This is a genomic window from Streptomyces capoamus (assembly GCF_014654935.1).
In the GTDB taxonomy this organism is placed as follows: domain Bacteria; phylum Actinomycetota; class Actinomycetes; order Streptomycetales; family Streptomycetaceae; genus Streptomyces; species Streptomyces capoamus.
The window spans coordinates 317,910-343,728 of the sequence record NZ_BNBF01000003.1 but is presented as its reverse complement, the minus strand read 5'-3'; the positions used below and the strand labels follow the sequence as shown (position 1 = coordinate 343,728).

The window sequence follows — 25,819 nt, the reverse complement described above, 5'->3', positions numbered from 1 at the left end:
ACCCGGGGAGCCGGCAGGAGCCGGAGCCGCCAGGCCCCGATACGATGCGCCGGTGAACACGGAGTCGAGCGGAGGGCGTCGGGCGCGGCGGCGCACGACGGTCGACACGGGCACGGGCCCGGCCGACCCCTCCCCCGCCGATGACGCCTCCCCCGCCGGTGCTTCCGCAGCCAGTGGCTCCACCGACGAGCTTCCCGTCTTCCAGGGCGACCTCGCGGCCTTCGCGGTGCAGCTGCGCCGCATGCACGGCGAGGTCGGCCGGGTCATCCAGCAGTACGCGGCCCGTCGCAGCCTGCACGCCACCGACGTGCAGGCCCTGGCCGCGATCCTCGACGCTCCCGAGCCGATGACCCCCACCAGACTGCGTGCGCAGCTCGGCCTCACCTCGGGCGCCGTCACCGCCTGCATCGACAGGCTCGAGCGAGCCGGGCAGCTCCGCCGGGTGCGGGAGGGCACCGACCGGCGGGTGGTGCACCTGCACTACGCCGCCGAGGCCCGCGCGGCTGCCCGTACCCACTTCCGGCCCCTCGCCGACGCCCTGCGCCGGGCCGGCGCGGACTTCGACGAGCACGAGCTGGGCGTGGCGCTGCGCTTCCTGACCACGCTGAACGACGCACTCGCCGAAGTGTCCGGGGACCAGGTGTCCGGGGGTCCCTCGGCCCGCTGACGCCGTCCCGGCCCCGGGTTGCATCCGGAGCGGCGACGCGCGGAGAAGTAGGTGGCACATACTGTTGAGGACGGATAATGCTCAACGATTGAGATTGTTTACCGTCGAGTCATTGCCCTCTCCGCCGGGCCACCCCGAGGAGTCGCCTTGAGGCCCCCGCACCTCCGCAGGATCCGTGGGCTCGTCCCGTTCGCTCTGATCGCCGTGTGGCTGGTGGTCGGGGGCCTGCTCGGGCCGTTCGCCGGACGCCTCGGCGAAGTGGCCACCAATGACCAGGCCGCCTTCCTGCCCCGCAGCGCCGAGTCGACCCGCGTCCTGCGGGAGCAGGCCGCCTTCCGGCAGCGCGAGACCCTGCCGGTCATCGTGGTGTGGACCGCGGACGGCGGGGAGGCCGTCACCGGGCGGCAGCGGGCAGCCACCGCGGCGACGGCCGGACTCGCCGGCACGTCCGGCGTGACCGGAGCGCCCTCCCCCGCCCTGCCCTCACGGGACCACGCCGCTCTCCAGGCCGTCGTACCGCTGCGCCCCGACCTGGGTGACCGGCTCGTCCCCACACTGGAACGGGTACGGGCCGCGGCCGGGAAGGTGCCCGGTACCCGGGTGCGGCTCGCCGGTCCCGCCGCCACCCAGGCGGATCTCACAGACGCCTTCTCCGGCATCGACGGGGTGCTGCTCGGTGTCGCGCTGGCCGCCGTCCTGGTCATCCTGCTGCTGGTCTACCGCTCCTTGCTGCTGCCCCTCGTCGTCATCGCCGGCGCGGTGTTCGCGCTGGGGCTGGCCTGCGCGGTCGTGTACGCACTGGCCGACCACGACCTGGTGCGCGTCGACGGACAGGTCCAGGGCATCCTCTCCATCCTCGTCATCGGCGCCGCCACGGACTACGCGCTGCTGGTCACCGCCCGCTGCCGGGAGGAGCTGGCCGCGGGCCGGGACCGTCACGAAGCCGCTCGGGCCGCCGTGCGCCGGTCGGCACCGGCCGTCCTGGCCAGTGCCGGCACGGTCGCCCTCGGTCTGATCGCCCTGCTGCTGAGCGACCTCACCAACAACCGGGCCCTCGGTCCGGTCGGCGCCGTCGGCATCGGCTGCGCGGTCCTGAGCGCGCTCACCTTCCTGCCGGCCGTCCTGGCACTCCTCGGCCGCCGCGCCTACTGGCCGGCCGGCCCCGACGGCGGGCCCGGTGCCGCCGGGCTGTGGCAGCGCGTCGCCGGCCTGGTCGACCGGGCGCCGCGGCGGGTGTGGGCGCTCGCCCTGACCGGCCTGCTCCTGTGCTCGGCGGGCGCGCTCACCCTGGACTCGCGGGGCGTGCCGCTGGACGAGACGTTCGTCGGGCACGTGCCGTCGGTGGCGGCCCAGCAGACCCTGGCCCGGCACTTCCCCGCCGGCGCGGGAACGCCCGTGGTGGTCCTGGCCGACGCCGCCTCCGCCTCCCGCGTCGAACGCACCGTTCGTGCCACCCCCGGTGTCGCGGCGGTGACCGCGACCGGCGCCGGAGGCCGTCCCACGGGAAAGCCGCGCGTGGTGGACGGCCGCGTGAGGCTGGAAGCGACCGTGAAGGCGGCTCCCGACACCCGGGCGGCCCGCGACACCGTGGCGCGGCTGCGCGGCTCCCTGCACGCGCTGCCCGGCGCGAACGCCCTGGTCGGCGGCTACACCGCGCAGCAGTACGACACCCTGCGCGCGGCCGAGCGCGACCGTACCGTCATCGTCCCGGTCGTGCTCGCCGTCATCCTGGTCATCCTCGTGCTGCTGCTGCGCTCCCTCGCCGTGCCCGTCCTGCTGGTGCTGACCGTCGCCCTCAACTTCACCGCGACCCTCGGCGTGGCAGCGCTCGTCTTCCACGGCCTGTTCGGCTTCAGCGGCACCGATCCGTCCGTCCCGCTGTACGGCTTCGTCTTCCTGGTCGCACTCGGCGTCGACTACAACATCTTCCTGATGTCCCGGGTCCGCGAGGAGACCCTGCGCCACGGTGTTCGTGAGGGGGTACGGCGTGGGCTCGTCACCACCGGTGGTGTGATCACTTCCGCCGGTGTGGTGCTGGCGGCCACCTTCGCGGCACTCGGTGTGATTCCCCTGGCGTTCCTCGTGCAGATCGCCTTCATCGTCTCCTTCGGCGTGCTGCTGGACACCCTCGTGGTGCGCTCCCTGCTGGTGCCGGCGCTCGTGCGGGACATCGGGGACCGCGTCTGGTGGCCCACCCGGCCGGAAAGACGCGTGCACGGCGAGAACGGACGGCGAGGCACGAACAGAGCGGACGACGAGGCTTGGACGGCGGCCCGCGCGGCCAGGAGGGCGTTCAGAACGCGTTGATCACGGAGGGCGCCCGCTCGGCGCGGGTCAGGGCGCGCAGCACGGCGGCTTGGCCGTGCCTGCGGACGGCGAGCCCGGTCAGCAGCGCCACCACGGGATCGAGGGCGGCGCCGGGAAGTTCCGGCGCGCTGAGGTCGACGCTGACCGCAGGGTCATCCATGTGTACGGCGAGTTCGACCATCCGGGTCAGGAGGAAGTCGTCCATGCGCAGCGCCCACCCTGTCGGGGGCATGAACACCACGCGGTCGCCCTGCGCCTCCTGGAGGCCGGTCCGCTGCCGGTCGAGCGCGGCACGGACGCGCTCGACCAGATGCCGCGCGCCGTCGGAGGAGATCCCCTCGCCCTTCGCCCTGATGCCGGAGCTGACTTCACCGTCGAGCGGCGCGTCGATCCACGCCGCCCGCGCATAGTGTTCCAGCACCGGGATGGGTTCCTCCTCGGAGGAGGGTCCCTCCAGCGCCGGATCCACGCTGAGGATCTGGTACGCGAGGTGGCCGGCCAGACCGCCGACGGTCCACCGGGCCAGCGCGCTGGGTCTCTCCCACGCGGCGGCCACTTCCGGTGCGCTCAGCAGCGCCACGGCCGGCGCGGCCGTCTCCAAGTAGGCGTTCCTGCGGCTCACAAGCCCTCCCCCATGATCCTCACGAGCCTCCCCTGATCGGTCCGGTGCCCCCACCCTACGCAGGAGCACCGTCTCAGTCGGGGTGAACGAGACGGCTTTCGTAGGCGAAGACCACCGCCTGCACCCGGTCGCGCAGTTGGAGCTTCTGCAGGATCCGCCCCAGGTGGGACTTCACGGTCGCCTCCGCGAGGTGCAGCACACCCGCGATCTCCGCGTTGGACAGGCCGCGGGCCACCTGGACGAGCACCTGGCGCTCGCGGGTGGTGAGCAGACGCAGCCGTTCGTCCCGCCGGCGGCCGCCGTCACCGGGGATGTGGGCGGCGAAGTTCTCCAGCAGCCGACGGGTGATGCGCGGCGAGACCACCGCGTCCCCCGCGGCGACGTCGCGGATGCCGGTGAGCAGTTCCTCGGGCCGGACGTTCTTGAGCAGGAAGCCCGACGCGCCGGCCCTGAGGCCGGCGAACGCGTACTCGTCGAGGTCGAAGGTGGTGAGGATGAGCACTCTGCTCTGTGGCGAGACCCGGACGATCCGCCGCGTCGCCTCGATGCCGTCCGTCCCGGGCATGCGGACGTCCATGAGGACGACGTCCGGGCGCAGTTGCCGGGCGAGCCGGACGGCTTCGTCACCGTCCGCGGCGCCGCCGACCGTTCTCATGTCCGGCTGGGCGTCGAGGACCGTGGTGAAGGCCATGCGCAGCAGCGCCTCGTCGTCGGCGAGCAGGACGCGGATCGTCATGCGGCCACGTCCGTTCCGCCGCGGAGGTCGAGGCGGGCCCGGACGTGCCAGCCGCCGCCCGGGAGCGGTCCGGCTTCGAGTGTCCCGCCGTAGGCGGCCGCCCGCTCACGCATGCCGCGGACCCCGTGTCCCGGCGGGACGCCGCGGTGCCCCCGGTCGGGGCCGTCGTCGGTGACGTCGACCGTGATCGTGTCGGCCTGGCACCTGACCGTCACCCGGACCTGGGTGCCGCGGGGCGTGTGTTTCAGCGTGTTGGTCAAGGCTTCCTGCACCAAGCGGTAGACCGTCAGTTGCGCGGTGACGGGAACGGGGGCGTGGTCGCTCCGTACGTCCAGGCGGGTGGGCATTCCTGCGGCGCGCATCTGTTCCGCGAGGTCTGCCAACTGGGCGAGGCCGGGCAGCGGGTGCCGTTCCGCGTCCGGTTCGTCCGCCCGCAGGATGCCCAGGGCGCGCCGCATGTCCGTCAGGGCCTGTCGGCCCGTCTCGGCGATGTGGAGCAGTACGGCGGAGGACTTGTCGGCCGACCGCGCGTAGGGCGCGGAGTCCGCGAGGGCGACCATGACGGACAGGTTGTGGGTGACGATGTCGTGCATCTCGCGGGTGATGCGTGCCCTCTCCTCGGCCACGGCCAGCCGCGCCTGTTGGTCCCGTTCGTGCTCCAGGTGTGCCGCCCGCTCCCTGAGGGCGCGCGTGTTCGCTCCGAGGGAGGCGGCAGCGGCGGCCAGCGCGTTGAGCGCGACGGCCGTGGCCAGGAAACGGCCTTCGGCGGCCCAGCGATGGCAGGCCAGCAGTATGCCGCCCTCCATCACGAGGCACGCCACCAGCAGGTGGTGCCGGGTCGCACGGGCGGCGACCGTGTAGAGGGCCACCAGCAACGTGATGTCCGCGGGCAGTTGGTAGCCCGCCAGCCACTGGGCCAACGCCGCTGCGGCCACGGCGCAGAACACCGGCCAGGGGGCCCGACGCCGCCAGATCAGGGGCAGCAGGAGACCGGCGCTGACCGTCACCGCCACGGGCTCTCCGGCCACCGCGGGCAGCGTCGCCGTCGACACGACGGCCACCAGCAGGAAGTCCCAGGCGAGGGACGGCACTCGGACACCGGCGCGCAGCACGGCGTCGACCGCTCGCGCGGACAGCAGCATGTCGGCGAACCGGGGAAATGTCATCGGTCACCGCGTTCCGGCCGGACCGCCCCTGGCCGGTTGGTGCCGGGATGGCCGATGCTCCCGGTCACCACGGCTGCCCTGCCCCGTCCCGCCGCCTCCGGAGGGCGGCGGCCGCCGTCGGGGTTCGGCCGCGGGTAGACAGAACAGCACACAGTCACTCCAGGGCGTCAGCACAGTCGGGTCGGGGGGACAGCACGGTACCGAAGGCGAGGGCGGGCGGCTTCGGGCGCTCCCGGCGCGGGGCGGCCCGGTACGGACCGACGCCCCGTCACGCACCACGCTAGGTCGCCGATCTCCGCTCCACATGAGCCCGTCGTCCGATGAGGCTGCTCCAGGAGTGCCACCTCAGGAGGAGCGGCGGTACCTACCCCAGTGGCAAAGACGGCCGCTGACCTGGTCTCCCGCTCCGGCGCGCCCCTGACCCGGGGAGCGTCCGGTCGCCCCGGCCGGCCCGGCCGCCCCGGTTTGCGCCCCCAGTCGTAGGAGAACTCCCCGACGAGCTACGGCGCGCCGTAGAAAACCGCAGGCCGGAGGCCGTTACCAGGCATCCTGCGGGAGGAGTACGTCACCGCCGGCACGACCCTCGAACGGCCGACCGGAAGCTGATGTGCCGGCCCTCTCCCACGATCTAGCTTCCTCATTCGACGGGCGCGGCAGCCGACGGACCACTGCCACTCCTGCCCCGTCGTACTCCGAGGACTTGGAAGAGAGATCGATGCTGCACATACGCGGAACAGCCGCGGTCGCCGCCGCGGCGGCCCTGGTGAGCGCGTCCCTGCTCACCGCCTGCACGCCCCAGGACGGGAGCGCGGCGGGAGACGGCGGGCCGGCCCGGTTCGCACACCAGAAGATCGCCTGGCACGGCTGTACGAACGGGCCGAAGGATCCCGAAGGCGCGGCGCTGGACGAGGCCGGAGCCCAGTGCGCCGAGGTCACCGTGCCGCTGGACTACCAGCGTCCCGACGGCCGGACCATCAAGGTCGCCCTGTCGCGGCTGCGGGCCACGGACACCGCCCACCGGCACGGCACGCTGCTCTACGACCCCGGTGGTCCGGGCGTGCCCGTCAGGTACCTGGCCCTTCGACTGCGGCGAGCAGCCCCCGTGCTGGCCACCTCCTACGACGTGATCGGCATGGACCCCCGGTTCGTGGGACGCAGCACACCCCTGGACTGCCACTGGCCGGTCTCCGGTGTCGGCTCCGCCGGACCCGACCGGCGCACGTTCGAGAAGACCGTGAAGCTGGCCAGGGACCTGGCGTCCCGCTGCGCCGGCCACCGTTCCGTCCTGCCCTACGCCTCGACGCGCAACACGGCCCGCGACATGGACGTCGTCCGTGCCGCCCTCGGCGAGCGGAAGATCAGCTACCTGGGCTCCTCCTACGGCACCTACCTGGGACAGGTCTACGCACAGCTCTTCCCGGACCGCACCGACCGCGTCGTGCTCGACAGCACCCTGAACGCCGACGACTTCGGACCGGACCTGACGAGCACCCTCGGCCCCTCCGTCACCCGGGTCCTGCGGGACTGGGCGGCCTGGGCAGCCCGCCGTGCCGGCACCTACCACCTCGGCTCCACCGGGGCCGAGGTCATGAACACCGTCAGCGAACTGAACAGGACGGTCAACCTGGGCCCGATCCGGGTCGGCAGTCACACGGTCGACAGCCAGAACCTGTCCCAAATCCTGTGGGGCGTCACCGCGGGGGACAGCGACGAGGCGTATGCGAGCTACGCCGCGGACATCCGGGTACTGGTGAAGGCGGCCCACGGCGGCAAGGTCTCCCCCACCCGGGCCCTGGACGAGGTCCTGACCGGTCTCGCCGCCCCGGACACGGACGGAACCTTCGCTGTCCAGACCGCGATCCAGTGCGCCGACCGGGCAGCCGCCTCCCGCGACCCGGAAACCTACTACCGCGACATCCAGGCGCACCGCGCCGACGACGCCGTCTTCGGACCCCTCACCCGGACCGTGACGCCCTGCACCTTCTGGCCGGTCACGCCCGCGGAACCGCCCACGAAGGTGCGCAACGACGTGCCCCTGCTGATGGTGGGGGCCACCGGGGACCCGGCGACCGTCTACCAGGGACAGCTGGCGGCCCACCGCCGGCTGAGGAACTCCCGCCTGGTCACCCTGCGCGGCGCCTTCCGTCACACCGTCTACGCCGGCCTCTTCGCCCCGGACAACCGCTGTATCGACGACGCGGTCGACCACTACCTGAGGACCGGAGCCCTGCCACCCGGTGACACCGCGTGCTGAGGTGACGTCCCCGGGCACCCGCACTCGGAGTCGGTGCTGATCGGCGACGCGAACCCGTTGCACCGAGGGCGACTTGAGCACCTGGAGATCATCATGGAGGCATGGCTGAGAACCCGTCTCCTTCTGCACCACTGACGGTGGTGCGACTTGCCCGGTACACGACAGCGGACCAGGGGGAAATCCTCGGCGCCGGCGACGACCCCTTCGGGGTGGCCTGGACAGGTCTGACCTGGCTGCCGAAAGAGCATCACTTCGGCATCCGACACGACGGCCGGCTCGTGGCGCACGCGGGCCTGCTGCGGCTGCCTGTCTCGATCGGCGGCACCGGGACAGAGGTGGTGGGCGTCGGCGGGGTGGCCGTGGCGCCCGGTATGCAGGGGCGGGGGCTGGCGCGGCTCGTCGTCGCCGCCGCACTGGAGCACGCCCGGACGATGGGTCCTCGACACGCGCTGCTTTTCTGCCGGCCCGCTCTCGTGTCGCTGTACCAGCGTCTCGGCTGGCACCCGCTCGACGAGGAAGTGCTCGTCGAGCAGCCCGGAGGCCGGCTGACGGCCATGCCGTTGCGGACCATGGTGACGCCCCTGCACGGCGATGTCCGCTGGCCTTTGGGGCCGGTACGGCTGTTCTCCCTCCCCATGTGACGGACGGCCGATCGTCTAGGCTGGCGCGGTGACTGATGAGCAGCAGCGGGTGCAGCCGTCGGGAGTATGGGCAACGGCGGTGGGAGTGGCCCGAGTTAGGGCTCTGGAGACCGAGCGGGAGAACCCGCTGTTCCGCGACCCACTGGCACGGGCCTTCGCCGCCGCCGGGGGCCTGTGGCCCGCCTCGTCGCCGCTGCCGCCCGATGACGAGGCCGCGCGACGCCGCAGGCTGGCCGTGTCGTGGTCCATCGTCATCAGGACGAGGTTCCTCGACGAGCTGCTGCAGCAGGCCTCCGCGTCCGGGATCCGGCAGGTGGTGCTGCTCGGCGCCGGCATGGACAGCCGGGCGTTCCGGATGGACTGGCCCGAGGGCACCCGGCTGTTCGAGGTCGATACCGCGACCCCACTGGATTTCAAGGCCTCGGTGCTGCGCCAGGAACGGGCCGTCGCGCGCTGCGAGCGGATCACCGTCGCGGTGGACCTGCGTGACGACTGGCCCGGCGCGCTGGCCGCCGCCGGCCACGACCCGGCCGTACCGACCGTATGGATCGCCGAAGGGCTGCTGATCTACCTCCCCGAGGACGCGGTGGAACTGCTGCTGGCCCGGATCGGCGCGCGGTCGGCGCCGGGCAGTCGGATGGGGCTGACCCTGGGTTCTCGGGGCGTGGTCGAGCGATTCGGCAAGGACGCCGCGCCGGGATCGGCGGCGTCCCTGTGGGTCTCGGAGATGCCCGACGACCCGGTAGACTGGCTGGCCGGGCACGGCTGGGAGGCCGACAGCCGCACCCTGCACGAGTGCGCTGCCGCCTACGGCCGCCCGTTCGGCACCACGCCGCAGAGCGAGGGGCGACCCGGCGGACTGATCTCGGCGATCCGCCGGTAGGGCGGGCCGGTTGGAGGACGGCCTGGGGTGGACCGTGCGGGTGCTGCGCGTCCCGTACACCCGGGTCCGAGTGGAAGTGCCGCCCGAGGAACGGGGTTTCGCGCGGGCGTGGCCGGCTGACGACGGCCGCGGAACCGGGACGGCGAGTCTCCACTGTCGTCCGGCGGCCTCGGCGCGCTGTCCCGCGGACTCCGGCACGAGCGGCGCACCGATCTGAAGCGTGGTCCACTCGGGCGTTGGATGGCCTGTGCAGGGATTGCTCACCGGGCGCCGAGAATTGGTCTAGTCCCTTCTTGGTCCAGACCATTGACCCGGCCATCTCGCGGGCGCTATCCCAGTAGTCGGCAACTCCCCTGTCCCTCACGGACATCGGCCACCTCTTCCACACACCGGGACTGACATGAGACTCGTGCGTTCCTTCCGCGCAGCCCTCACCGCGGCCGCCACCATGGCGGCCGCGACGGGCCTCGCCCTCACGGGAACCGGCACCGCCCAGGCCGCCACACCCCTGCCGAACCACGTCTTCGCCCCCTACTTCGAGGCCTGGACCGGCGAGAGCCCCGCCGCCCTGTCCGCCCAGTCGGGTGCCAAGCACCTGACGATGGCGTTCCTGCAGACCGCCACCAAGGGCTCCTGCACGCCGTACTGGAACGGCGACACGAGCATGCCGGTCGCCGCCTCGACCTTCGGTGCCGACATCAAGACGATCCAGAACAACGGCGGTGACGTCATCCCCTCGTTCGGGGGTTACACGGCCGACACCACCGGCACCGAGATCGCCGACAGCTGCACCGACGTCCAGCAGATCGCCGCCGCGTACGAGAAGGTCATCACCACCTACGACATCTCCCGGCTCGACATGGACATCGAGGTCGACTCGCTCGACAACACGGCCGCCATCGACCGCCGCAACAAGGCCATCAAACTGGTCCAGGACTGGGCCGCGGCCAACGGGCGCAAGGTGGAGATCTCCTACACCCTGCCGACCACCATGCACGGCCTCGGCGACACCGGCGAGGCGCTCCTGCGCAACGCGGTCGCCAACGGCACCCGGGTCGACGTCGTCAACCTCATGACGTTCGACTACTACGACAACCAGGCCCACGACATGGCGAAGGACAGCCAGACCGCCGCCCAGGGCCTGTACGACCTGCTCGCGCAGCTGTACCCGGGCAAGAGCGCGGCCCAGCTGTGGAACATGGTCGGCGTCACCGAGATGCCGGGCGTCGACGACTTCGGCAAGGCGGAGACCTTCACCCTGGCCAACGCCCGGACCGTGTACGACTGGGCGGTCGCCAAGGGCATCAACACCCTGTCCTTCTGGGCGCTGCAGCGCGACAACGGCAGCTGCGCGGGCGGTGCCGCCGCGGACAACTGCTCGGGCATCCAGCAGAACACCTGGGACTTCACGCACATCTTCGCGCCGTTCACCGGTGGCACCGGCACCCCGTCCAACGACTTCTCCGTGGCGCTCACCCCGGCCTCCGGGACGGTGACGGCCGGCCAGTCGGCCACGGCCACCGTGAAGACGGCCGTGACCGCAGGGTCCGCCCAGAACGTGAAACTCAGCGTCAGCGGGGCCCCGGCGGGTGTGACCGCCTCCCTCAGCCCGACGTCCGTCACCGCGGGCGGCACCGCCACCCTCACCCTGGCCACCACCTCCGCCGCGGCCTCCGGGACCTACACCGTCACCGTGACCGGCGCGGGCACCTCGGGCAGCCACGCGGCCACCTACTCCCTGACCATCACCGGCGGCACCGGCAACCAGTGCACCGCCGCTCCCTGGGCCAAGGACAAGGTCTACACCGGAGGCCAGCAGGTCTCGTACAAGGGCCACACCTGGAAGGCCAAGTGGTGGACGACGGGCGAGGAACCCGGCACCACCGGTGAGTGGGGCGTCTGGCAGGACCTCGGCGCCTGCTGATCGACCGCCCCGCACGAGTGTCCGGGGGCCGCGAGCCAAAGGCGGCCCCCGGACGCTGTCGTGTCCGCCGCGTCCGGTGGTGGTGCGGTCGGGTCAGGCCGGCGGGGCCGGGCCTCTCGTACGGCAGCCCCGGCCCCGCCGGCGTATCGCGTCGCCGTCCTCGTCGGTCAGGCGTCCGCCTTCGCCGTCCCCACGGGACCGGCCTCGAAGTGGCGGAGCGTGGGCTCCTTGGCGAAGAAGTGCTCGATCGCCTCCGCGAACCGCGGCGCCTGCTCGCTCTTGGGGAACCCCTCGGTGTGGTGTTCGAGGGTGGCCCAGCCGACCCGCAGGAGGTAGGCGCCTTCCGTCTCGACGTCGCGGTGGAGCTCGACGGACTGGCATCCCTCGGCCGACTCGAGGATGGGCGCGGCGGTGAGCAGTGCCTGCTCGAACTCCTCCTCGCGCCCGGGGGTGATGTACAGGTAGGCGTACTCGTAGATCATCGCGGGATCCTTCCGGGTGCTCAGCGCACTTTCTTGATGCGGGTGACGGTGACGAGCGCCAACAGGCCGATCACCATCGTGAACAGGTACAGAGCGGTGTAGTTCTGTCCGGAGCCGACAGCCAGCAGGAGGGGGGCCAGGGCGGGTCCGATGGACTGGGGCAGTACGTCCGCGCTGTTGATGACACCGAGGTCCTTGCCCACGTCGTCGGAGCTGGGCAGCACCTCGGTGGCCAGCGCCATGTCGACGGCGAAGTAGAAGCCCGAGCCGATGCCGAGCAGGGTCTGCGCCAGGTACACCGGGAGCAGCGTGTCGGAGACGGCCAGCAGGGCGAGGCCGGCGGCCAGCAGGACGGCGGCGGCGGTGACGAAGACCTTGCGGCGCTGCAGGCGGTCGGACAGCCACCCGCACAGCGCCGCGGTCACCGCGCTCAGTGTGTAGTTGAGCGTCGTCAGCAGGGCGACGGTGGTGGCGACCGCGCCGCTGGACAGGTCGATGCGGGACGTCAGGTAGTAGGCGAGATACGGGACCGGCGCCACCGACGCGAAGTAGGTCAGGAAGCGGGTCAGCCACACCCAGCCGAAGTCCGGATGGCTGCGCGGGTCGGTCCAGAAGCTGCCGAGGAACTCCTTGACGGAGAAGGAGCGCAGGCCGGTGGGGGCACGGGTGTCCCGTAGCGGCAGCGCGAACAGGCAGACGCAGCCGATGGCCGCGGCGGCCGGCACGAGGAAGCCGGCCGGGCCCGCCGAGAAGAGTGCTGCCGCTCCCATGCCCACCGGGACCGCCAGGCGCTGGCTGAAGCCCATGACGCCGGACACCATGCCCCGCTGGCCGGGCGGGACCTGCTCGGGCACCGTGGCCGCGAGTGCGGCGATGGAGGCGTTGAAGCTCAGTTGTGCCAGGCACCATCCCGCGGTGATGGCGGGGACGGAGGGCACGAGGGCGACGACGGCCAGACCCGCGGCACCGCCGAGGACGCCGGCGACGAGCCAGGGGCGGCGGCGGCCCCAGGCGGCGGTGGTGCGGTCCGACAGCCGTCCGGCCAGGGGGTTGGCGAACAGGGCGACGAGCGCTCCGAGGGCCGCGGCAAGCGCCAGGCTGCTCTCTTTGTGCTCGGGGTCGACCTGCTCGATGCGCAGGGCCAGGGTGACGAGGGCGACGGACAGGACGGCGCTGTACAGACCCAGATAGGCGAGACCGAGCCGGACCACGAAGGCCCGCGAGACTCGTGGTCCGGTCTCGGTGTGTGGGGTGAGGGATGTCATGGAACGGCGTTCACCGGGTTCCTCGGGTACCGCGCAGCCGGGTGAGGGAGGCTTCGACACTGTCGAGGAGGGAGGACCACGCCTTTTCGAACGCCCCGACGCCCTGCTCCTCCAGGAGTGCGACCACTTCGTCGTAGTCGATGCCCAGTTCGGACAGTGCGGACAGCACACCGGCCGACTGCTCGTAGGTGCCCCGGACGGTGTCCGGCTGGATCTCGCCGTGATCGGCGACGGCGTCCAGGGTCTGCGGAGGCAGCGTGTTGATCGTGCCGGGGACGACCAGCCCGCTGACGTACAACGTGTCCGGATACGCGGGGTTCTTGGTGCTGGTGGACGTCCACAGCATGCGCTGCACGTTGGCTCCGGCGGCCTGCAGCGCCTGCCAGCGCTGGGAGCGCACGACCTCCTCGTGGGCCTGGTAGGCGAGCCTGGCGTTGGCGAGCCCGGCCCGGCCGAGCAGGTCCAGTGCCTGGGGGGTGCCGACCTCCTCCAGGCGCCGGTCTACCTCGGTGTCCATCCGCGAGACGAAGAACGAGGCGACGGATTCCAGCGTGGAGAGGTCCCGGCCGTCGGCCAGGGCCCTCTCCAGACCGGTCAGATAAGCGTCCGCGACCGCCCGGTAGCGGTCGATGGAGAAGATGAGGGTGACGTTGACGCTGATGCCCTCCGCGATCGCCGCGCTGATGGCGGGCAGGCCCGCCGGGGTGGCGGGGATCTTGATCAGCAGGTTGGGCCGGTCGACCGTCCACCACAGATGGCGTGCCTCCGCGAGGGTGGCGTCCGTGTCGTGGGCGAAGCGCGGGTCGACCTCCAGGGAGATGCGTCCGTCGTGCCCGTCGGTGCGCTGGTAGACGGGCCGCAGGAGATCGGCGGCGCTGCGTACGTCGGCCGTCGTCAGGGCGCGTACGGCCTCCTCGGCGGTGACACCGCGCAGTGCGAGGTCGTGCAGGTCGGTGTCGTAGGCGGAACCGCCGCCGGCGATGGCCTGGTGGAAGATGGACGGGTTGGTGGTGACGCCGACGACTTCCCGGTCGCGGAGGGCGGTCTCGAGGCCGCCGCCGGTGAGACGTTCGCGGCTCAGGTGGTCCAGCCAGATCGATACGCCGTGCTCGCTGAGCTGCCGTAAGGGTCCTGCCATGGCGGGAGTGGCTCCTTGTGTCGTCATGCCTTGATCGCGGCGCCGGCGTCGACCGGCAGGGTGGCGCCGGTGACGTAACGGGCCTCGTCGGAGGCCAGCCACAGCACCGCGTTGCTGATGTCGATGGAGTCCACCCAGGGCACCGGTATGACGCTCAGTTCGGTGGCGGCCGCGGCGAACTCCTCGCGGGAGGGGTTCTCGACGTCCGGCAGCAGCAGACGGCGTCCGGTGTTGTTCTGCACCATGTCGGTGTCCACGTTGCCCGGGTGGATGCTGTTGACCCTGATGAAGTAGGGCGCCAGCTCATTGGCCAGGGACCTCATGAGCCCGACCAGGCCGTGCTTGGACGCGGCGTAGTGCGACATGTTGGGACGGCCCAGGGTGCCGGCCACGGAGTTGGTGAAGATGATGGATCCGCCGCGGTTGGCGTCGATCATGTGCGGGACAGCGGCGCGGATGGTGTGCCAGGCCCCGGTGAGGTTGACGTCGATCATGTCGCGCCACTGCTTCTCGGTCAGCTCCCAGGAGCGCCCGAGCGAGCCGATGCCGGCGTTCGCGATCACCACGTCGATCTGGCCGAACTCCTCCAGACCGGCCGCGACCAGGGCCTCCATCTGGTCGAGCTCTCGCACGTCGGCGCCGAACGTGAGGATCTTGCCGCCTTCCTTCTCGACCAGGCGGCGTGTCTCCTCCAGGTCCTTGGAGGTGGCCAAGGAGTAGTGCGTGCTGCCGACCTCCTCACAGATGTCGGACGCGATGATGTGCGCGCCCTCCTGCGCGAGCCGTACGGCGTGCGAGCGGCCCTGGCCGCGGGCGGCTCCGGTGATCAGGACGACCTTGCCCTCTACACGTCCCATGTGCGTGCCTTCCTCGTAACTGCGGTGGCCGATGGTGGGGGGATGCTTGCGTCCGGTGCGACGGTGGGGACGGCTCCGGCGGGGTGGCCGGCGGCGCCGCCGGTCGCTGTGCCGCCGGTCGTCACGAGGCGCGCGCGTCGACCGGACGCGAGGCGTCGACGCGGCGGCGCAGGGCGCGCACGGCAGCGCCGGGGTCGGTGCCGGCGTAGACGGCCGAGCCGGCCACGAAGGAGTCCGCGCCCGCCTCGGCGCACCGCGCTATGGTGCTTTCGTTGACGCCTCCGTCCACCTGCAGCCAGAGCGGCACGTCACGGCCGCCGAAGCGGCTGATCTGGTCGATGAGAGCGCGGGCCTGGCGGACCTTCTCCAGGGTGAAGTCCAGGAACTTCTGGCTGCCGAACCCCGGCTCGACCGTCATGATCAGCAGCGTGTCGGCCTCGGCCAGCAGCCCCTCGTAGGGCTGGAGGGGGGTGGCGGGGTTGAGGGCCAGTCCGGCCTGGGCCCCGGCGGCGCGGATGGCCCGGAGGGTGCGGACCGGTGAATGGGTGGCCTCGGCGTGAATGGTGACGCTGCCCGCACCCGCCTCGGCGTAATCGGGAGCGTGCCTGTCGGGGTCGGTCACGCCCAGGTGGATGTCGAGGGGAAGCCGCACTTTCTTCACGAGGGATTCAACGACCGGTAAACCGACCGTAAGGTTGGGAACGAAATGGTTATCCATCACGTCCACGTGAAGAAGGTCCGCGTCCTCGGCCACGGCATCCGCCTCCTCCGCGAGGCGGGTGAAGTCGGCGGCGAGAATGCTCGGGGAAATTCGGATACTCATCGCTGCTCTCCGTCGATGGTGAGAAGGATTCCGTCCGGCTGGACTTCGAACTGGATGGCGTCGACCCCGTCCGCAATGACGTGGGCGTCTTGGAGTTCGCTGACATCGTGCCGGAACCGAACGGCCACGACCGTCATGCCGGCTTCTTTCGCGGCGGTGACACCGATGGGGGAATCATCGATTCCGACCACCGAGGCGGGCTTGAATCCCAGCTTCTCCGCCCCGAGCAGGAACCCTTCCGGGTGCGGCTTGGGGTGGACGACGTTGTCGGCGCTCACGATGACTTCGGGCACGGGGAGTCCGGCGCTGCGCAGGCGCGCCTGCGCCACCTCGGTGTCGTTGGAGGTGACGATGGCCCAGCGCTCGGGGGGCAGGGCCGCCAGCACCCGCGCTGCTCCGGGCAGGGCCACGACCTTGGAGACGCGGGCCCGCTCGGCCAGGCGCACCTTTTCGGCGTGTTCCTCGATTTCCCGCTGCGGCAGGTGCGGGAGAAGGGTCCGGATGATATCGGCACGCTTCTGCCCGTAGAAGGGTGCCAGGTCGAACGTTTCACCCAGGCCCACGGATGCGGCCCATTCATTCCAGCAGTCCTCGGCGTCTCCGTAGGAGTCGACCAGTGTGCCGTCCAGATCGAAGAGGACGGCGTCGTGCAGTACAGCCATATGCCCGCCTTTCGGCAATATCTCGCGACCGGTGTAGTGGCCACTTTACAGAGGCGACCTTGGACGACGAGCCGTCATATGACACGTATCAGCCGCTCCGGCGAACGGACCCGGCAAGGCGCTCATCTGCTCTGATGATCCTCTGCGGACCCGCCCCACCCCTTATGTCCGTTCTGGAATGGCGAGTTTTCACGCCACGGAAAGAGGGGAATAATGATTGAGCATTAAATCGTCCCGTTGGAACCCCGGTTGTGCAACTTAAAACCATGACCTGCGCCACAATCGAGAAATACGCACGCTCGTGCTGACGCGGTTCTGGGCGGAAACAGGGTGTGGTGGGCCGAGCCGGGGTGATAAGCAAGCGATGTGACGATGACTCTCGAGTATCCCGCCCTGCTGCAGCTGATCGACGAGCGGTCGGCCGCGTTCCGGAGTGCGGTCGCCGCCGCGCCCGGCCTTGACGCGCCGGTGCCGTCCTGCCCCGAGTGGACGTTGTTCGATCTGGTGCAGCACCTGGGTACGGGCCAGCGCTGGTGGGCCGCGATAGTCGCCGCGGGCCCGGCCGAGGCTCCGCCGGCCAAGGAGGCCGCGGAGGTGCCGCGCGAGGCCGAGGCGCTGCTGGCCTGGTACACCGAGTCGAACGAGCTGCTGCTGAACACGCTGCGCGAGGCCGGCCCGGACCGCGCGTGCTGGACGTGGTGGGGCTCCGGGGTGTCTCCGGCGAACGCCTGGGGCGTCGCCCGGCGCCGGGTGCACGAGGTGCTGGTGCACACCTACGACGCCCAGCTCGCCGCGGGCACCGTGCAGCCCATGCCGGCGGACGTCGCGACCGACGGCGTGGCCGAGTTCCTCGACACCTGCAACTCCACCCCGGCGGCCTGGCCGCACGAGCCCGCCACCGTCCACTACCACGCCACCGAGGGCCGCTCCTGGCTCCTCACGCTGGACGGCACCGGCGCCTGGCCCGCACCCCTCACGGACGACGCCGCGCCCGCGTCCGCCTCGGCCACGGGCACCGCCGAGCAGCTGCTCCTCTTCGTCTGGGGCCGCCTCACGCTGAGCGACCTCAGGATCGAGGGCGACCGGCGGGTCTTCGAGCGCCTGATCGCCTGGGAGCCCGAGGAGTAGGCGGTCCCGGTGTCAGGCGGCGGTTTGGAGCCCGGGCCGTCTCCTCGGACGGGAAGTCAGCAGGAACTCGCGCTCAGTCTTCAGCGGCACCGGCCACCTGCTGGTGTCCGTGTGCCGTGACCAGGGCGGGCAGTCGGCGCATGTCGGTGAAGACGACCGTCGTCGGACCCGTGAGCCAGTCGGCAGGCGTGAGGCCGCCGGCGTATCCGAAGGACCGCATTCCGGCGGCGCCGGCCGCCTGGACGCCGAACCTGCTGTCCTCCACGACGGCGCAGTGGGACGGATCGACGCCCATCCGCCGTGCGGCGTGCAGGAACAGGTCCGGGGCGGGCTTGCCCCGCTCGACCTCGTGGGCGCTGAAGATCCGGCCCTCGAACCTCTCGTAGAGCCCGACCCTGCCGAGGGTGTGGCGCATCTTCTCGTGGCTGCCGCTGGAGGCGATGCACCAGTGCTGTGCTCCGAGTCCGGCCGCCTCCAGACCGTCCAGGGCTTCGGTGATGCCGTCGACCGGGGTCAGGCCCTCGTCCACGGCCCGGGCGTGCATCTCCCGGAACCGCTCGTCCCAGACGCGGGCGGTCTCCTGCCCGAGACGCTCGGCGATCTGTTCGCCGATCGAGGTGGTCGAGCGGCCGACGAAGCGGTTCATCACGTCGGACTCGCTCAGTGCCCACCCCAGTTCCGCGCCCAGGGCGACGTGCGTCCGCACGGCGATCGGCTCGCTGTCGACGAGGACGCCGTCGCAGTCGAAGACGACGAGCCGGATGGGTTCCGCGGAGATGGCGCCCCCGGTCAACGGATGCAGCCCTGGCTGACGAGCAGCTGCCTGATCTCCTCGACGCGCGCGGGACCGAGTCGGCGCTCGGCCTGCTCGTCGGGCTTCTCGTCCTTCTGGCCGTACTGCCACCAGGCCTCCCAGGTTTCGCGCTTCGGCCGCTTCGACCCCAACGGGTCGGGCCCAACGGGTGGTGGCCGCTGGGGTGATGGCGCGCCCGGGCGGCAACGGACAGCGAGCCCGCCGCCGCAGAGGGCTCCCACGCCCGGGCCGGACGCGTCCGGAGGGTGGTGCAGCCGCTCGGCCATGGCGGCCGGCCCGGCCGGAACCGGCGTCACCGGGTGCGTGTCCGGCCGTTCTTGAGCACCCCGAAGTAGTCGCTGTAGGGGAGCTCCAGCTTGAACACCATGCCGTACCGTTTCCGGACGGCGGCGACCGTGGTGGTGTCCGGGTCACGGACCACGCGGGACACCGGCGGATCGTCGACGAGGCCGGCGTAGGGCTCCTCGACCAGTCGGCGCGGGGCACCGCCGCGAGTCGTGTCCCAGGTCAGCGTCTGCCCGGCGGTCGCCAGCCGGGTTGGCTCCGCGGCCTGCGGACCCTGGGGGTTCGGGCCGTGTCCCCGGTAGTAGGCGACGAGCCGCTTGCCCTGGTCGTCGTGCTGGAACGGTATGGGGCTCCCCGGTCCGGACGGCCCACCACGGGCGTGGTCGCCCGCGGTCAGAATCTCGTCCAGGGTGTCGGCCATGTGCCTGGGGTCGGCGCCGTAGTAGGCGGTGATGTTCATCGAGCAGACCACTTTGTAGTTGTCGGTCTTCTGCTGGAAGAACCAGCCCGGTCCCGATCCCGGCACGCACACGTCGTGCACCACGACCAGGCCGAGCGACAGGGGCGTGCGGTCGTCGTACGCCCGCGCCACGTCCCGGAGTTGTTGCTCCGCCCGTTTCCGGGCCCCCACCGCTTGGCCGCTTTCGCCGAACTTGCGCAGCTGCTTGCCGCTGACGGCACGGTCCGGGGTCGCGGAACAGGCGGGGAGGGCCAGCAGGACGGCCAGCACCCATGGTCCCCACGCCCGCTTGGGGCCGGCGGTGCGCCGCGCGAAAGCCCTCATGCTCGTCCGTCTCTCATCGGCACTCGCCTCTCCCTCGTCATACGCCCGGCCCGGCCGTCACTATCCACCAGGACGGCCGGGCCGGGCATGAGTACACGTACTCAGACGGTTACAGGCCCATGCCTGCCATCGTCCGCTGGAGAGCGTTCGCGTACAGGCGCGCGCCTCCGATCTTCGGGTGGAACGACTGGGCCGACAGGCCGTACTTGCTGATGAGCGGCCAGTCCTTGATCGGCTCGTCGGAGGCGACCAGCGTCTTGACGAGGCCGTGGACCTGCTCCGGGTTGCCGCACACGCCCTTGCCCGCGAAGTCGCTCTTCGGGTTGGAGAACCACACGTTGATCCCCGTGGCCTTGGCGTCGTCGGCCGCGCCCTGCATCGCCGTCGCCAAGGTGTCGGCGGTGTCGTCGAGCCAGGCCGCGGATGCCTCGGACAGGCCGATGGCCATGCCGCTGAAGCCGATGTTCAGGCATGATCCCTTGTCGGAGATCAGGGGCGGGTACCCCATGAGGACGATCTTCGCATTCTGGGCCCTCTTGTGGATCTCCCTCAGGACCCGTGTGATGTCCTGCCGGACCACCTGGTTGACGAGGCCCGGAACGGCCGTCTCCAGCGGCTGCCCGACGAACTGCTTGTCCCGGCCCTTCACACTGTCGTCCGTCTTGTCGAACGTCTCGCCTTGGCAGCTGCCGTTGCCGATGGACAGCAGGCACTTCTGGACGATCTGGGAGAACCGGGAGTCGTTGCCGCCGATGGAGATGGTGACGAGGGTGGTGTTCTGGTCCAGGTACCCCTTGTCGAGCTGGGGTTCCTCGCCGTTCTGGCTCTCGCCCGCCGACAGGGCGCTGTCGTCCACCTTCTTGGGCAGGACGTTGTAGGTGCGCGCACCCGAGCACGCGATCAGGTGGTAGTCCATGCTCGGGTCGAGCGCGTCGTCCAGCTGACCGATCGACTTCGACGCACCGGGCAGCGCGGCCTGACGCGACCACGCCTGGGTGGACCGGTGGCAGGCGTTGCGGGCGTTGTCGTCCAGCTTGCTGCGGTAGTTGGTCTCCGGGTAGTAGTCCCGGTCGCCCTCCGAGGCACCCTCGCCCGAGGAGTAGGAGTCACCCATCGCGACGACCGCGTTCTTCGGCTTGCCCGGAAGCGGCTGGAAGGCGACCGAGCCCCAGGCGATGTCCTCGTCGGCCGTGCCGTCGTCGGTGACGTTCGACAGCATGACCGCCGGCCGTCCCGTGAAGTGGAACGCGCCCAGACTCACCCAGCGCCCGGCACGCTGCTGCACGGACCGATCGGGGCTCTTGCTGTCGCTGTTGAGGACGTGGTACTTCGCCTGCCTCGTCTGCGCGCCGGTGTCGGGCAGGTGCACCAGGACACGCGCCCAGCCGAGGTCCTGCCCGAGGGTCCAGACGCCGTTGATGGCCATCCGGCCGCCGTCGCCGCCGAGGTGGTCCGCGTTGCGGGTGTGGGCGTACCAGTAGTGACCGCCGTATCCGCCGCCGACCTGGTGCAGGTCCTCCTTGCCCTCGTAGTAGCCGTCGGAGTCAGGGAAGAAGCGGAAGCCGAAGGTTCCCGCGGAACTGGTACTGCCGCAGTCGGACCACGTCGGTGTGCCGTTCGGTACCGAGGCCACGACCTTCGCCCCGGAGGGGGCTCCGGTGCAGACCGGGGTGCCGTCGTGCAGACGATGCCCCTGCCCCGGTTCCGAGATCAGCGACTGGTACTTGATGTTCTCGTGCCCGCAGGTGGTGGGACACAGGGGCTTCCAGGTCACGTTGGGCTGGTTCCACCAGTACTGCGTGTAGCACTCCTTGTTGGGGCAGTTCGGCGGAACGTTCGGATCACAGTTGTTCTTCGTGTTGCAGAACGCGTCCAGCGGCGGGGAGACGTGGCTGCGGTAGTCCTTGCTCGTCCACCAGGCGGGCTGGAAACCCGCCGTGTTGTACCCGGAGTCGCCGAGCCAGTCCTGCTTGCCGTCGGTGCCGTAGGAGAAGCCGGTGTCCATGGACCAGGCGGCCCAGCCCATCACCTTCTCCTCGTAGGGCCAGTCCTGCGGGTGCGCGGCGTCCTTGTTCGCGGTCGGGCCGTCCACGTCGGTGTCCATGAACGGGTGGCCCCAGCTCTTCTTGTAGAGCGGGTTGGCCGGGTTGTTGTACCAGCCCAGGCCCCAGTGGCCGGCGTTCTTGCCCGCGTCCGCGCCCGGGTTGAAGCCGAGGTTGTAGTTCCACACCGCGGTGAACCAGTTCTCGACCATGGACGGGTCGTCGTTGTTGACGGTGACCGTCTGACCGGCGGCGTGGACCTCGTTCCACTTGTCGGCCAGGATCTGCATCGCGGCGGCGATGTTCGTGGCGTAGTCGACGGCCACGGCCTTCTGCAGGCCCGGGGACAGGGCCGTCTCCTTGTGCCCGTTGTCGTCCGTCTTCTCATGGCCCGCCAGACGCATGCCGTCGGTGACCTGTCCGACGCCGTAACCGCAGTCGGACTTGTCCCAGTGGATCTTCCAGTAGGCGTCGGGGTCGTCCTCCACGGCCTTGCGGCCATAGTAACCGTCCATCGCAGCCAGGGGGTTGCCCATCTGGCCGGGTATCGAACCGCCTTCGGCCTGCCACAGGTTGGACTCCTGCGCCATGATGCCGAGCAGCACGTTCGCCGGGATCCGGCCCTTGCCGTCACCGCCCGCGAGCTTCGGCACCGGGAACAGGCCCTGGGGGTCGATCGTGCCCAGGCCGGTCTGGCTGCGGTAGCCGCCCTGCCGCAGGTACTGGGAGCGCAACTGGCCCCGTACGGCCATGTCGACGGCCCACTCGACCTGGTTCGGCGTCGGCTGCAGCGCCTGCGCATTCACGTCGTTGCGGGAGATGGCGCAGATGCGGTCGGTGTCCCGCGGGTCCACAGCCGTGTTGGGGTCGTTGACCTGCGCCACCGAGTTGCCCTTGCCCCTCCCGGCGGATGCGGGGAGGGCGGGGCTGGGGTTCTTGCCGCTCGGTGCCGTCGTGTCCGCGACCGACTGGGTGACCTTCTCACCGGTGGTGGTGGCCGTGCTGGTGACGGTCACGGGCTGGTCCGTGTCCACCGTCTCCGGGGTCGGCCTGGTGTCCTGGGGAGCGGGTTCGTTCTTGGTGAACCCCTTGCCCGCGCCCTTGATGTGCGCCAGACCCGCGCGGATCCCCGGTGTGAGGACCGGTTCGACGGCGAGACGGCCACGGGTGGAGATGTCCGTGTCGGCGGGGGCGTCGATCCGGGTGATCCCGGTGCCCTTCACGCTCGGGGCGCCCTTGGGGTGGCCGGTGAGGAACACCCGGCCCGCCTCGCCCGGCATCAGGTCGAGGTCGCCCAGCTTCCCGGTGGCGACCAGGGCCGGCCTGCCGTGCCCGGACCACACCTTCGCCTGGGACGTCCTGGTGTCCTTGCGGTCGACGAAGGCGATGTCGCCGTTCCGCGCGGGACGGATGTCGAACGGGACGCTGTCCGCGGTGACGAGGTCCTTCACCTTGCCCGCCCGGTCGATGTGCACCAGGTTGTGGCCCCGCGCCGCCACGGTCCCGTCCTCGACCGGTACGGCGCTGGTGATCTCGCCCTTGAGGGCCGCCCGGCCCAGGGACTTCCCGGCCGTGTCGACGGTCACCACCCGGGTCTTCGTCAGGGCCGGGTCGTTGACGTCCCGGAACGCGGTGAACGCGGCTGTGTGCGTCCGGGTGTTGCACGACGGGTCGAAGTAGGCCAGCGACACCGTGAACGGCAGCTTCTTCACGTGCCCGGTGGACGTGTCGACGATGGCGGCGAACGCCCCGCCCTGCATCAGGTCCGGCTTGTTCGTGAAAGCGCGCGGCGCGTACACGGCCGCGACGTGGTCGCGGTCCATCACACACTGGTTGCCGATCCACGAGTCCGCTGTCAGACCCGGCTCGGACAGTTCGGCTGCCGTCTTCCACGCGTACGCCTGGCTGCTGTCGGCCGCAAGGATCTTGAAACCGCCGGTGTCGGCCGCCCCGGTCACCGCTCGGTCCGTGGACGCCTTCCAGCCGTCGCCGAGCGTCCTGTCCGGATGCGCCACACGGCCGGGAGGGCCCTGCGGGGCGTGTGCGCCGGCGACGTGGCCGGGGCCGGGTGTCGCCGCGGCTACGGCGGGCGCTGCCTGCAACAGCCCGCCGGTCAGGGCCGCGCAGCCGGCCAGGGCCGCTATGGGCAGGTGCACTCTGTTTCTGCGTCTCACGCGTCTCGTGCGTTTCATGCGCCTCAAGAGAAAACTTCCCCGTTTCTTGTCGAGACGTTCCCTGCCTGGTCACGGCAGGGCTCAGCCACCCCCTGCGGCGAGAGGCCGAAGGGGGTGGATGGCAGTGGCGAGCAGGCCCGGCTTGAGCAAGTCAGGCCCGCAGGTGCCGTGTTCGCGCCGGTTCACCGGCCGATCACGGTCTTGGAGGAGTCGCCCGGGTCAGCGGGTGTCACCGAAGGGGTCGTAAGTGACGACCCGTAGGCTGATCTCCGAGCCGATCGCTCCCGCTTTGGAGCCGGAGGCCGTGATGTCCGCCCGAGTCGGCCATGTCGTGCCCGGCCAGACGTTGTCGGCCTTCGCGGTCACCGAGAACGGAGACTTCTTCTCGCCGCCCACGACCGTCACCGTGACGGCATAGGCCGCCCGCTTGTCACTGCCGTTGTGGATGGTCAGCGGTACGACGAGCCGCCCCGACTCCATGCGGGGTGTGTACGCGATGACCTCACCGTGCGAGGCCGTGGCAGCGGCCTTCCCGAACCCGTAGTCCTTGGGATCGGGGACAGCGGTGTTCGTCGGGTGGACGGGATCACCACTGGGGGCGGCGGCCGCGCGCTGGGCGGCCGCCTCCTGTGCTGCCTTGCCCGGATCACGGTCCCCGTGCGACGGCTCGGAGGCCGCGCCGGCAGCTACCGATGAGGGCCGTGGCGGGGAGGACGGGTGATGCTGTGTGCTCGTCCGGGTGCCGCAGGCAGTGAGAGCCAGGGGCCCCGCCACTAGGATCACCAACAGGGAGCGCGCGGAGGCCCGGGCCGTGCCGGACAGGCTGTCAGCCACAGGTGAACATGTAGTCGGTCTTGAAGGTGAAGAACAGGCTGCTCGAACTCTTGCCCATCTTCGCCGTCACGGGCGCGCAGAGCGATGCGGAGACGTAGACGGGGCCGGCGTACTCGGTGAAGCTTCCGGAGTCCGTGGCGCAACCGGTGCCGTCCACCTTGCACACGTGCAGGTACATGTACCGCGACACGCCGAGGTTGTTGTCCAGGATGGCGCAGCCCTTGCTTCCGTTCTGGTAGGAGAAGAGCGTGGCCAGCCGCTGGTTGGGGTCCGTGCCCTCGGGCAGCGGCACCGCTCGGAACAGCGTGTATCCGGACCCGCACACGGTGGCCGCTGCCGCCGCGGCCTGAGGGTCGGCCCTGACCAACGCCCGGGTGGACGCGTCGGCTGACTTCGCGACCGCGACGGCAGGCTGGTCGGCGGCCACCGCCTGCGGTACGGCCAGCACCCCCAAGGTCAGCATCGCGGCAGCGGTGACGGCACGCAGGCCTGCCCTGAGATTGAACATGTTTCGCCAACTCCCCGTTGAAATACCACAAGAGTGGATCGACGGCGCCGGTCGAGCGCCGACTACCGGTGCACCACCGGTAGAGCGATCCAGGTCGGTTGCGGACATGCGGCGGCGGGGCACACACGCCCCCCATGTCCGCACAAACGTTTGAAACGCGGACGTCAACTTAGTCACGATCTCGATCTTCCGACACCGATTTTTCGCTAAGTTCGCGGCCGCGTGTCCGAAAATCACCGGGAAAGGAATACCCAAGGGCACGTCAAAAGGGGGCCACGAGCTGACTGCTGGTCGACGGTCGACAGCCAAGCGGAACGAAGCACGCCTCGAGCGCAACGGCCAGAACAGGTGCCCCACCGTAGGGACACGAAAGCCGCCATTCACCCTATGTGACGATTCGCCGGTTAGTCGCTGTGAGGCGGGGCAGAGGGCTCTGTGAAAGGCGGTGATTTTGTGGACGAGAGGATTCGCAGGTACTGCATCCGTTTCTCGCTGGTGGGGTTGCTCACCGGAGCTGTACTGGGTTTCGCCTCGGGTGGCTTCTTCGGCGCTTTGGTGGGCGCGGGCATCGGCTTCGCCCTGGCCGTCGGGAGTGTCCTGTACTGGGGTGAGCATGGTGGTGCGCGCCGCCGTCCGCCGGTGATCGAGGTGCGACCAGGCCGTTCGGACGCCCGGCAGCCCGGGAGGGCGCACCACGTGCCCAGCCAGCGGGCCGGCAGGACGACCGGCTGGCCGTACCTCGAGTACTGACCTCGCGAGCGACTCGACGGGTCCGCTCCGTCGTCATCGCGGGCCCACCCCGTTCTGTGCACGGCCATGAGGG

General features: G+C 70.8%; 23 protein-coding genes. 8 read left to right on the top strand and 15 right to left on the bottom strand.

Annotated elements, in window-relative coordinates:
• Positions 1-52: 52 nt before the first annotated feature.
• Positions 53-667, top strand: a complete 615-nt coding sequence (locus IE312_RS07475; RefSeq protein ID WP_229899250.1) for a MarR family winged helix-turn-helix transcriptional regulator — start codon at positions 53-55, stop codon at positions 665-667.
• 147 nt (positions 668-814) lie between these two features.
• Positions 815-2,974 (top strand): MMPL family transporter, encoded by a 2,160-nt coding sequence (locus IE312_RS07470; protein WP_189979496.1) that lies wholly within the window; start codon positions 815-817, stop codon positions 2,972-2,974.
• Here the strand turns inward: IE312_RS07470 and IE312_RS07465 are convergent.
• The 3 genes from IE312_RS07465 to IE312_RS07455 all read right to left on the bottom strand — a co-directional run bounded on the left by IE312_RS07465 (position 2,961) and on the right by IE312_RS07455 (position 5,498).
• A complete protein-coding gene (locus IE312_RS07465; protein WP_229899248.1) occupies positions 2,961-3,596 on the bottom strand; it encodes a maleylpyruvate isomerase N-terminal domain-containing protein in 636 nt (211 codons plus the stop codon). The genes IE312_RS07470 and IE312_RS07465 overlap by 14 nt on opposite strands.
• 73 nt (positions 3,597-3,669) lie before the next feature.
• On the bottom strand, positions 3,670-4,332 hold the full coding sequence (locus tag IE312_RS07460) for a response regulator (protein WP_189979493.1): 663 nt from the start codon (positions 4,330-4,332) through the stop codon (positions 3,670-3,672).
• On the bottom strand, positions 4,329-5,498 hold the full coding sequence (locus IE312_RS07455) for a sensor histidine kinase (RefSeq protein WP_189979492.1): 1,170 nt from the start codon (positions 5,496-5,498) through the stop codon (positions 4,329-4,331). Before IE312_RS07455 ends, IE312_RS07460 begins: the two co-directional genes overlap by 4 nt.
• A gap of 715 nt (positions 5,499-6,213) precedes the next feature.
• Between IE312_RS07455 and IE312_RS07450 the strand changes: the two genes are divergently transcribed.
• The 4 genes from IE312_RS07450 to IE312_RS07435 all read left to right on the top strand — a co-directional run bounded on the left by IE312_RS07450 (position 6,214) and on the right by IE312_RS07435 (position 11,200).
• On the top strand, positions 6,214-7,752 hold the full coding sequence (locus IE312_RS07450) for an alpha/beta hydrolase (RefSeq protein ID WP_189979490.1): 1,539 nt from the start codon (positions 6,214-6,216) through the stop codon (positions 7,750-7,752).
• 101 nt (positions 7,753-7,853) lie between these two features.
• Positions 7,854-8,393: a GNAT family N-acetyltransferase gene (locus IE312_RS07445; protein WP_189979488.1), complete on the top strand. Its 540-nt coding sequence runs from the start codon at positions 7,854-7,856 to the stop codon at positions 8,391-8,393.
• A 28-nt stretch (positions 8,394-8,421) separates the two neighbouring features.
• Positions 8,422-9,276: a class I SAM-dependent methyltransferase gene (locus tag IE312_RS07440; protein ID WP_189979486.1), complete on the top strand. Its 855-nt coding sequence runs from the start codon at positions 8,422-8,424 to the stop codon at positions 9,274-9,276.
• Positions 9,277-9,676: 400 nt separating this feature from the next.
• A complete protein-coding gene (locus IE312_RS07435) occupies positions 9,677-11,200 on the top strand; it encodes a chitinase (RefSeq protein WP_189979484.1) in 1,524 nt (507 codons plus the stop codon).
• Between the two features lie 167 nt (positions 11,201-11,367).
• Here the strand turns inward: IE312_RS07435 and IE312_RS07430 are convergent, their stop codons facing one another.
• From IE312_RS07430 to IE312_RS07405, 6 genes are all read right to left on the bottom strand, one after another.
• Positions 11,368-11,682 (bottom strand): antibiotic biosynthesis monooxygenase family protein, encoded by a 315-nt coding sequence (locus IE312_RS07430; RefSeq protein WP_189979482.1) that lies wholly within the window; start codon positions 11,680-11,682, stop codon positions 11,368-11,370.
• 20 nt (positions 11,683-11,702) lie between these two features.
• Positions 11,703-12,947, bottom strand: a complete 1,245-nt coding sequence (locus tag IE312_RS07425) for an MFS transporter (protein WP_189979480.1) — start codon at positions 12,945-12,947, stop codon at positions 11,703-11,705.
• A 10-nt stretch (positions 12,948-12,957) separates the two neighbouring features.
• Positions 12,958-14,085 carry a transaldolase gene (gene tal, locus IE312_RS07420; RefSeq protein ID WP_189979478.1) on the bottom strand — a complete coding sequence of 376 codons (1,128 nt, stop codon included), beginning with the start codon at positions 14,083-14,085 and terminating at the stop codon, positions 12,958-12,960.
• Between the two features lie 23 nt (positions 14,086-14,108).
• Positions 14,109-14,942 (bottom strand): mycofactocin-coupled SDR family oxidoreductase, encoded by an 834-nt coding sequence (locus tag IE312_RS07415; RefSeq protein ID WP_189979476.1) that lies wholly within the window; start codon positions 14,940-14,942, stop codon positions 14,109-14,111.
• Between the two features lie 121 nt (positions 14,943-15,063).
• Positions 15,064-15,765 carry a ribulose-phosphate 3-epimerase gene (rpe, locus tag IE312_RS07410; protein WP_189979475.1) on the bottom strand — a complete coding sequence of 234 codons (702 nt, stop codon included), beginning with the start codon at positions 15,763-15,765 and terminating at the stop codon, positions 15,064-15,066.
• On the bottom strand, positions 15,762-16,427 hold the full coding sequence (locus IE312_RS07405; RefSeq protein WP_189979474.1) for an HAD family hydrolase: 666 nt from the start codon (positions 16,425-16,427) through the stop codon (positions 15,762-15,764). The genes rpe and IE312_RS07405 overlap by 4 nt, the downstream gene beginning before the upstream one ends.
• Before the next feature lie 366 nt (positions 16,428-16,793).
• Between IE312_RS07405 and IE312_RS07400 the strand changes: the two genes are divergently transcribed.
• On the top strand, positions 16,794-17,555 hold the full coding sequence (locus IE312_RS07400) for a maleylpyruvate isomerase family mycothiol-dependent enzyme (RefSeq protein WP_189979473.1): 762 nt from the start codon (positions 16,794-16,796) through the stop codon (positions 17,553-17,555).
• Positions 17,556-17,628: 73 nt separating this feature from the next.
• Here IE312_RS07400 and IE312_RS07395 read toward each other — a convergent pair whose 3' ends face one another.
• From IE312_RS07395 to IE312_RS07370, 6 genes are all read right to left on the bottom strand, one after another.
• On the bottom strand, positions 17,629-18,348 hold the full coding sequence (locus IE312_RS07395; RefSeq protein ID WP_229899246.1) for an HAD family hydrolase: 720 nt from the start codon (positions 18,346-18,348) through the stop codon (positions 17,629-17,631).
• A complete protein-coding gene (locus IE312_RS07390) occupies positions 18,345-18,500 on the bottom strand; it encodes a hypothetical protein (protein WP_189979472.1) in 156 nt (51 codons plus the stop codon). Before IE312_RS07390 ends, IE312_RS07395 begins: the two co-directional genes overlap by 4 nt.
• A gap of 161 nt (positions 18,501-18,661) precedes the next feature.
• Positions 18,662-19,438 (bottom strand): hypothetical protein, encoded by a 777-nt coding sequence (locus IE312_RS07385; protein ID WP_189979471.1) that lies wholly within the window; start codon positions 19,436-19,438, stop codon positions 18,662-18,664.
• A 109-nt stretch (positions 19,439-19,547) separates the two neighbouring features.
• Positions 19,548-23,636 (bottom strand): SGNH/GDSL hydrolase family protein, encoded by a 4,089-nt coding sequence (locus IE312_RS07380; protein WP_229899244.1) that lies wholly within the window; start codon positions 23,634-23,636, stop codon positions 19,548-19,550.
• A 237-nt stretch (positions 23,637-23,873) separates the two neighbouring features.
• Positions 23,874-24,134 (bottom strand): hypothetical protein, encoded by a 261-nt coding sequence (locus IE312_RS07375; protein WP_189979469.1) that lies wholly within the window; start codon positions 24,132-24,134, stop codon positions 23,874-23,876.
• Between the two features lie 346 nt (positions 24,135-24,480).
• Positions 24,481-24,996 (bottom strand): hypothetical protein, encoded by a 516-nt coding sequence (locus IE312_RS07370; RefSeq protein ID WP_189979468.1) that lies wholly within the window; start codon positions 24,994-24,996, stop codon positions 24,481-24,483.
• A 453-nt stretch (positions 24,997-25,449) separates the two neighbouring features.
• Between IE312_RS07370 and IE312_RS07365 the strand changes: the two genes are divergently transcribed.
• Positions 25,450-25,746: a hypothetical protein gene (locus IE312_RS07365; RefSeq protein ID WP_189979466.1), complete on the top strand. Its 297-nt coding sequence runs from the start codon at positions 25,450-25,452 to the stop codon at positions 25,744-25,746.
• The last annotated feature ends 73 nt before the right edge of the window (positions 25,747-25,819 follow it).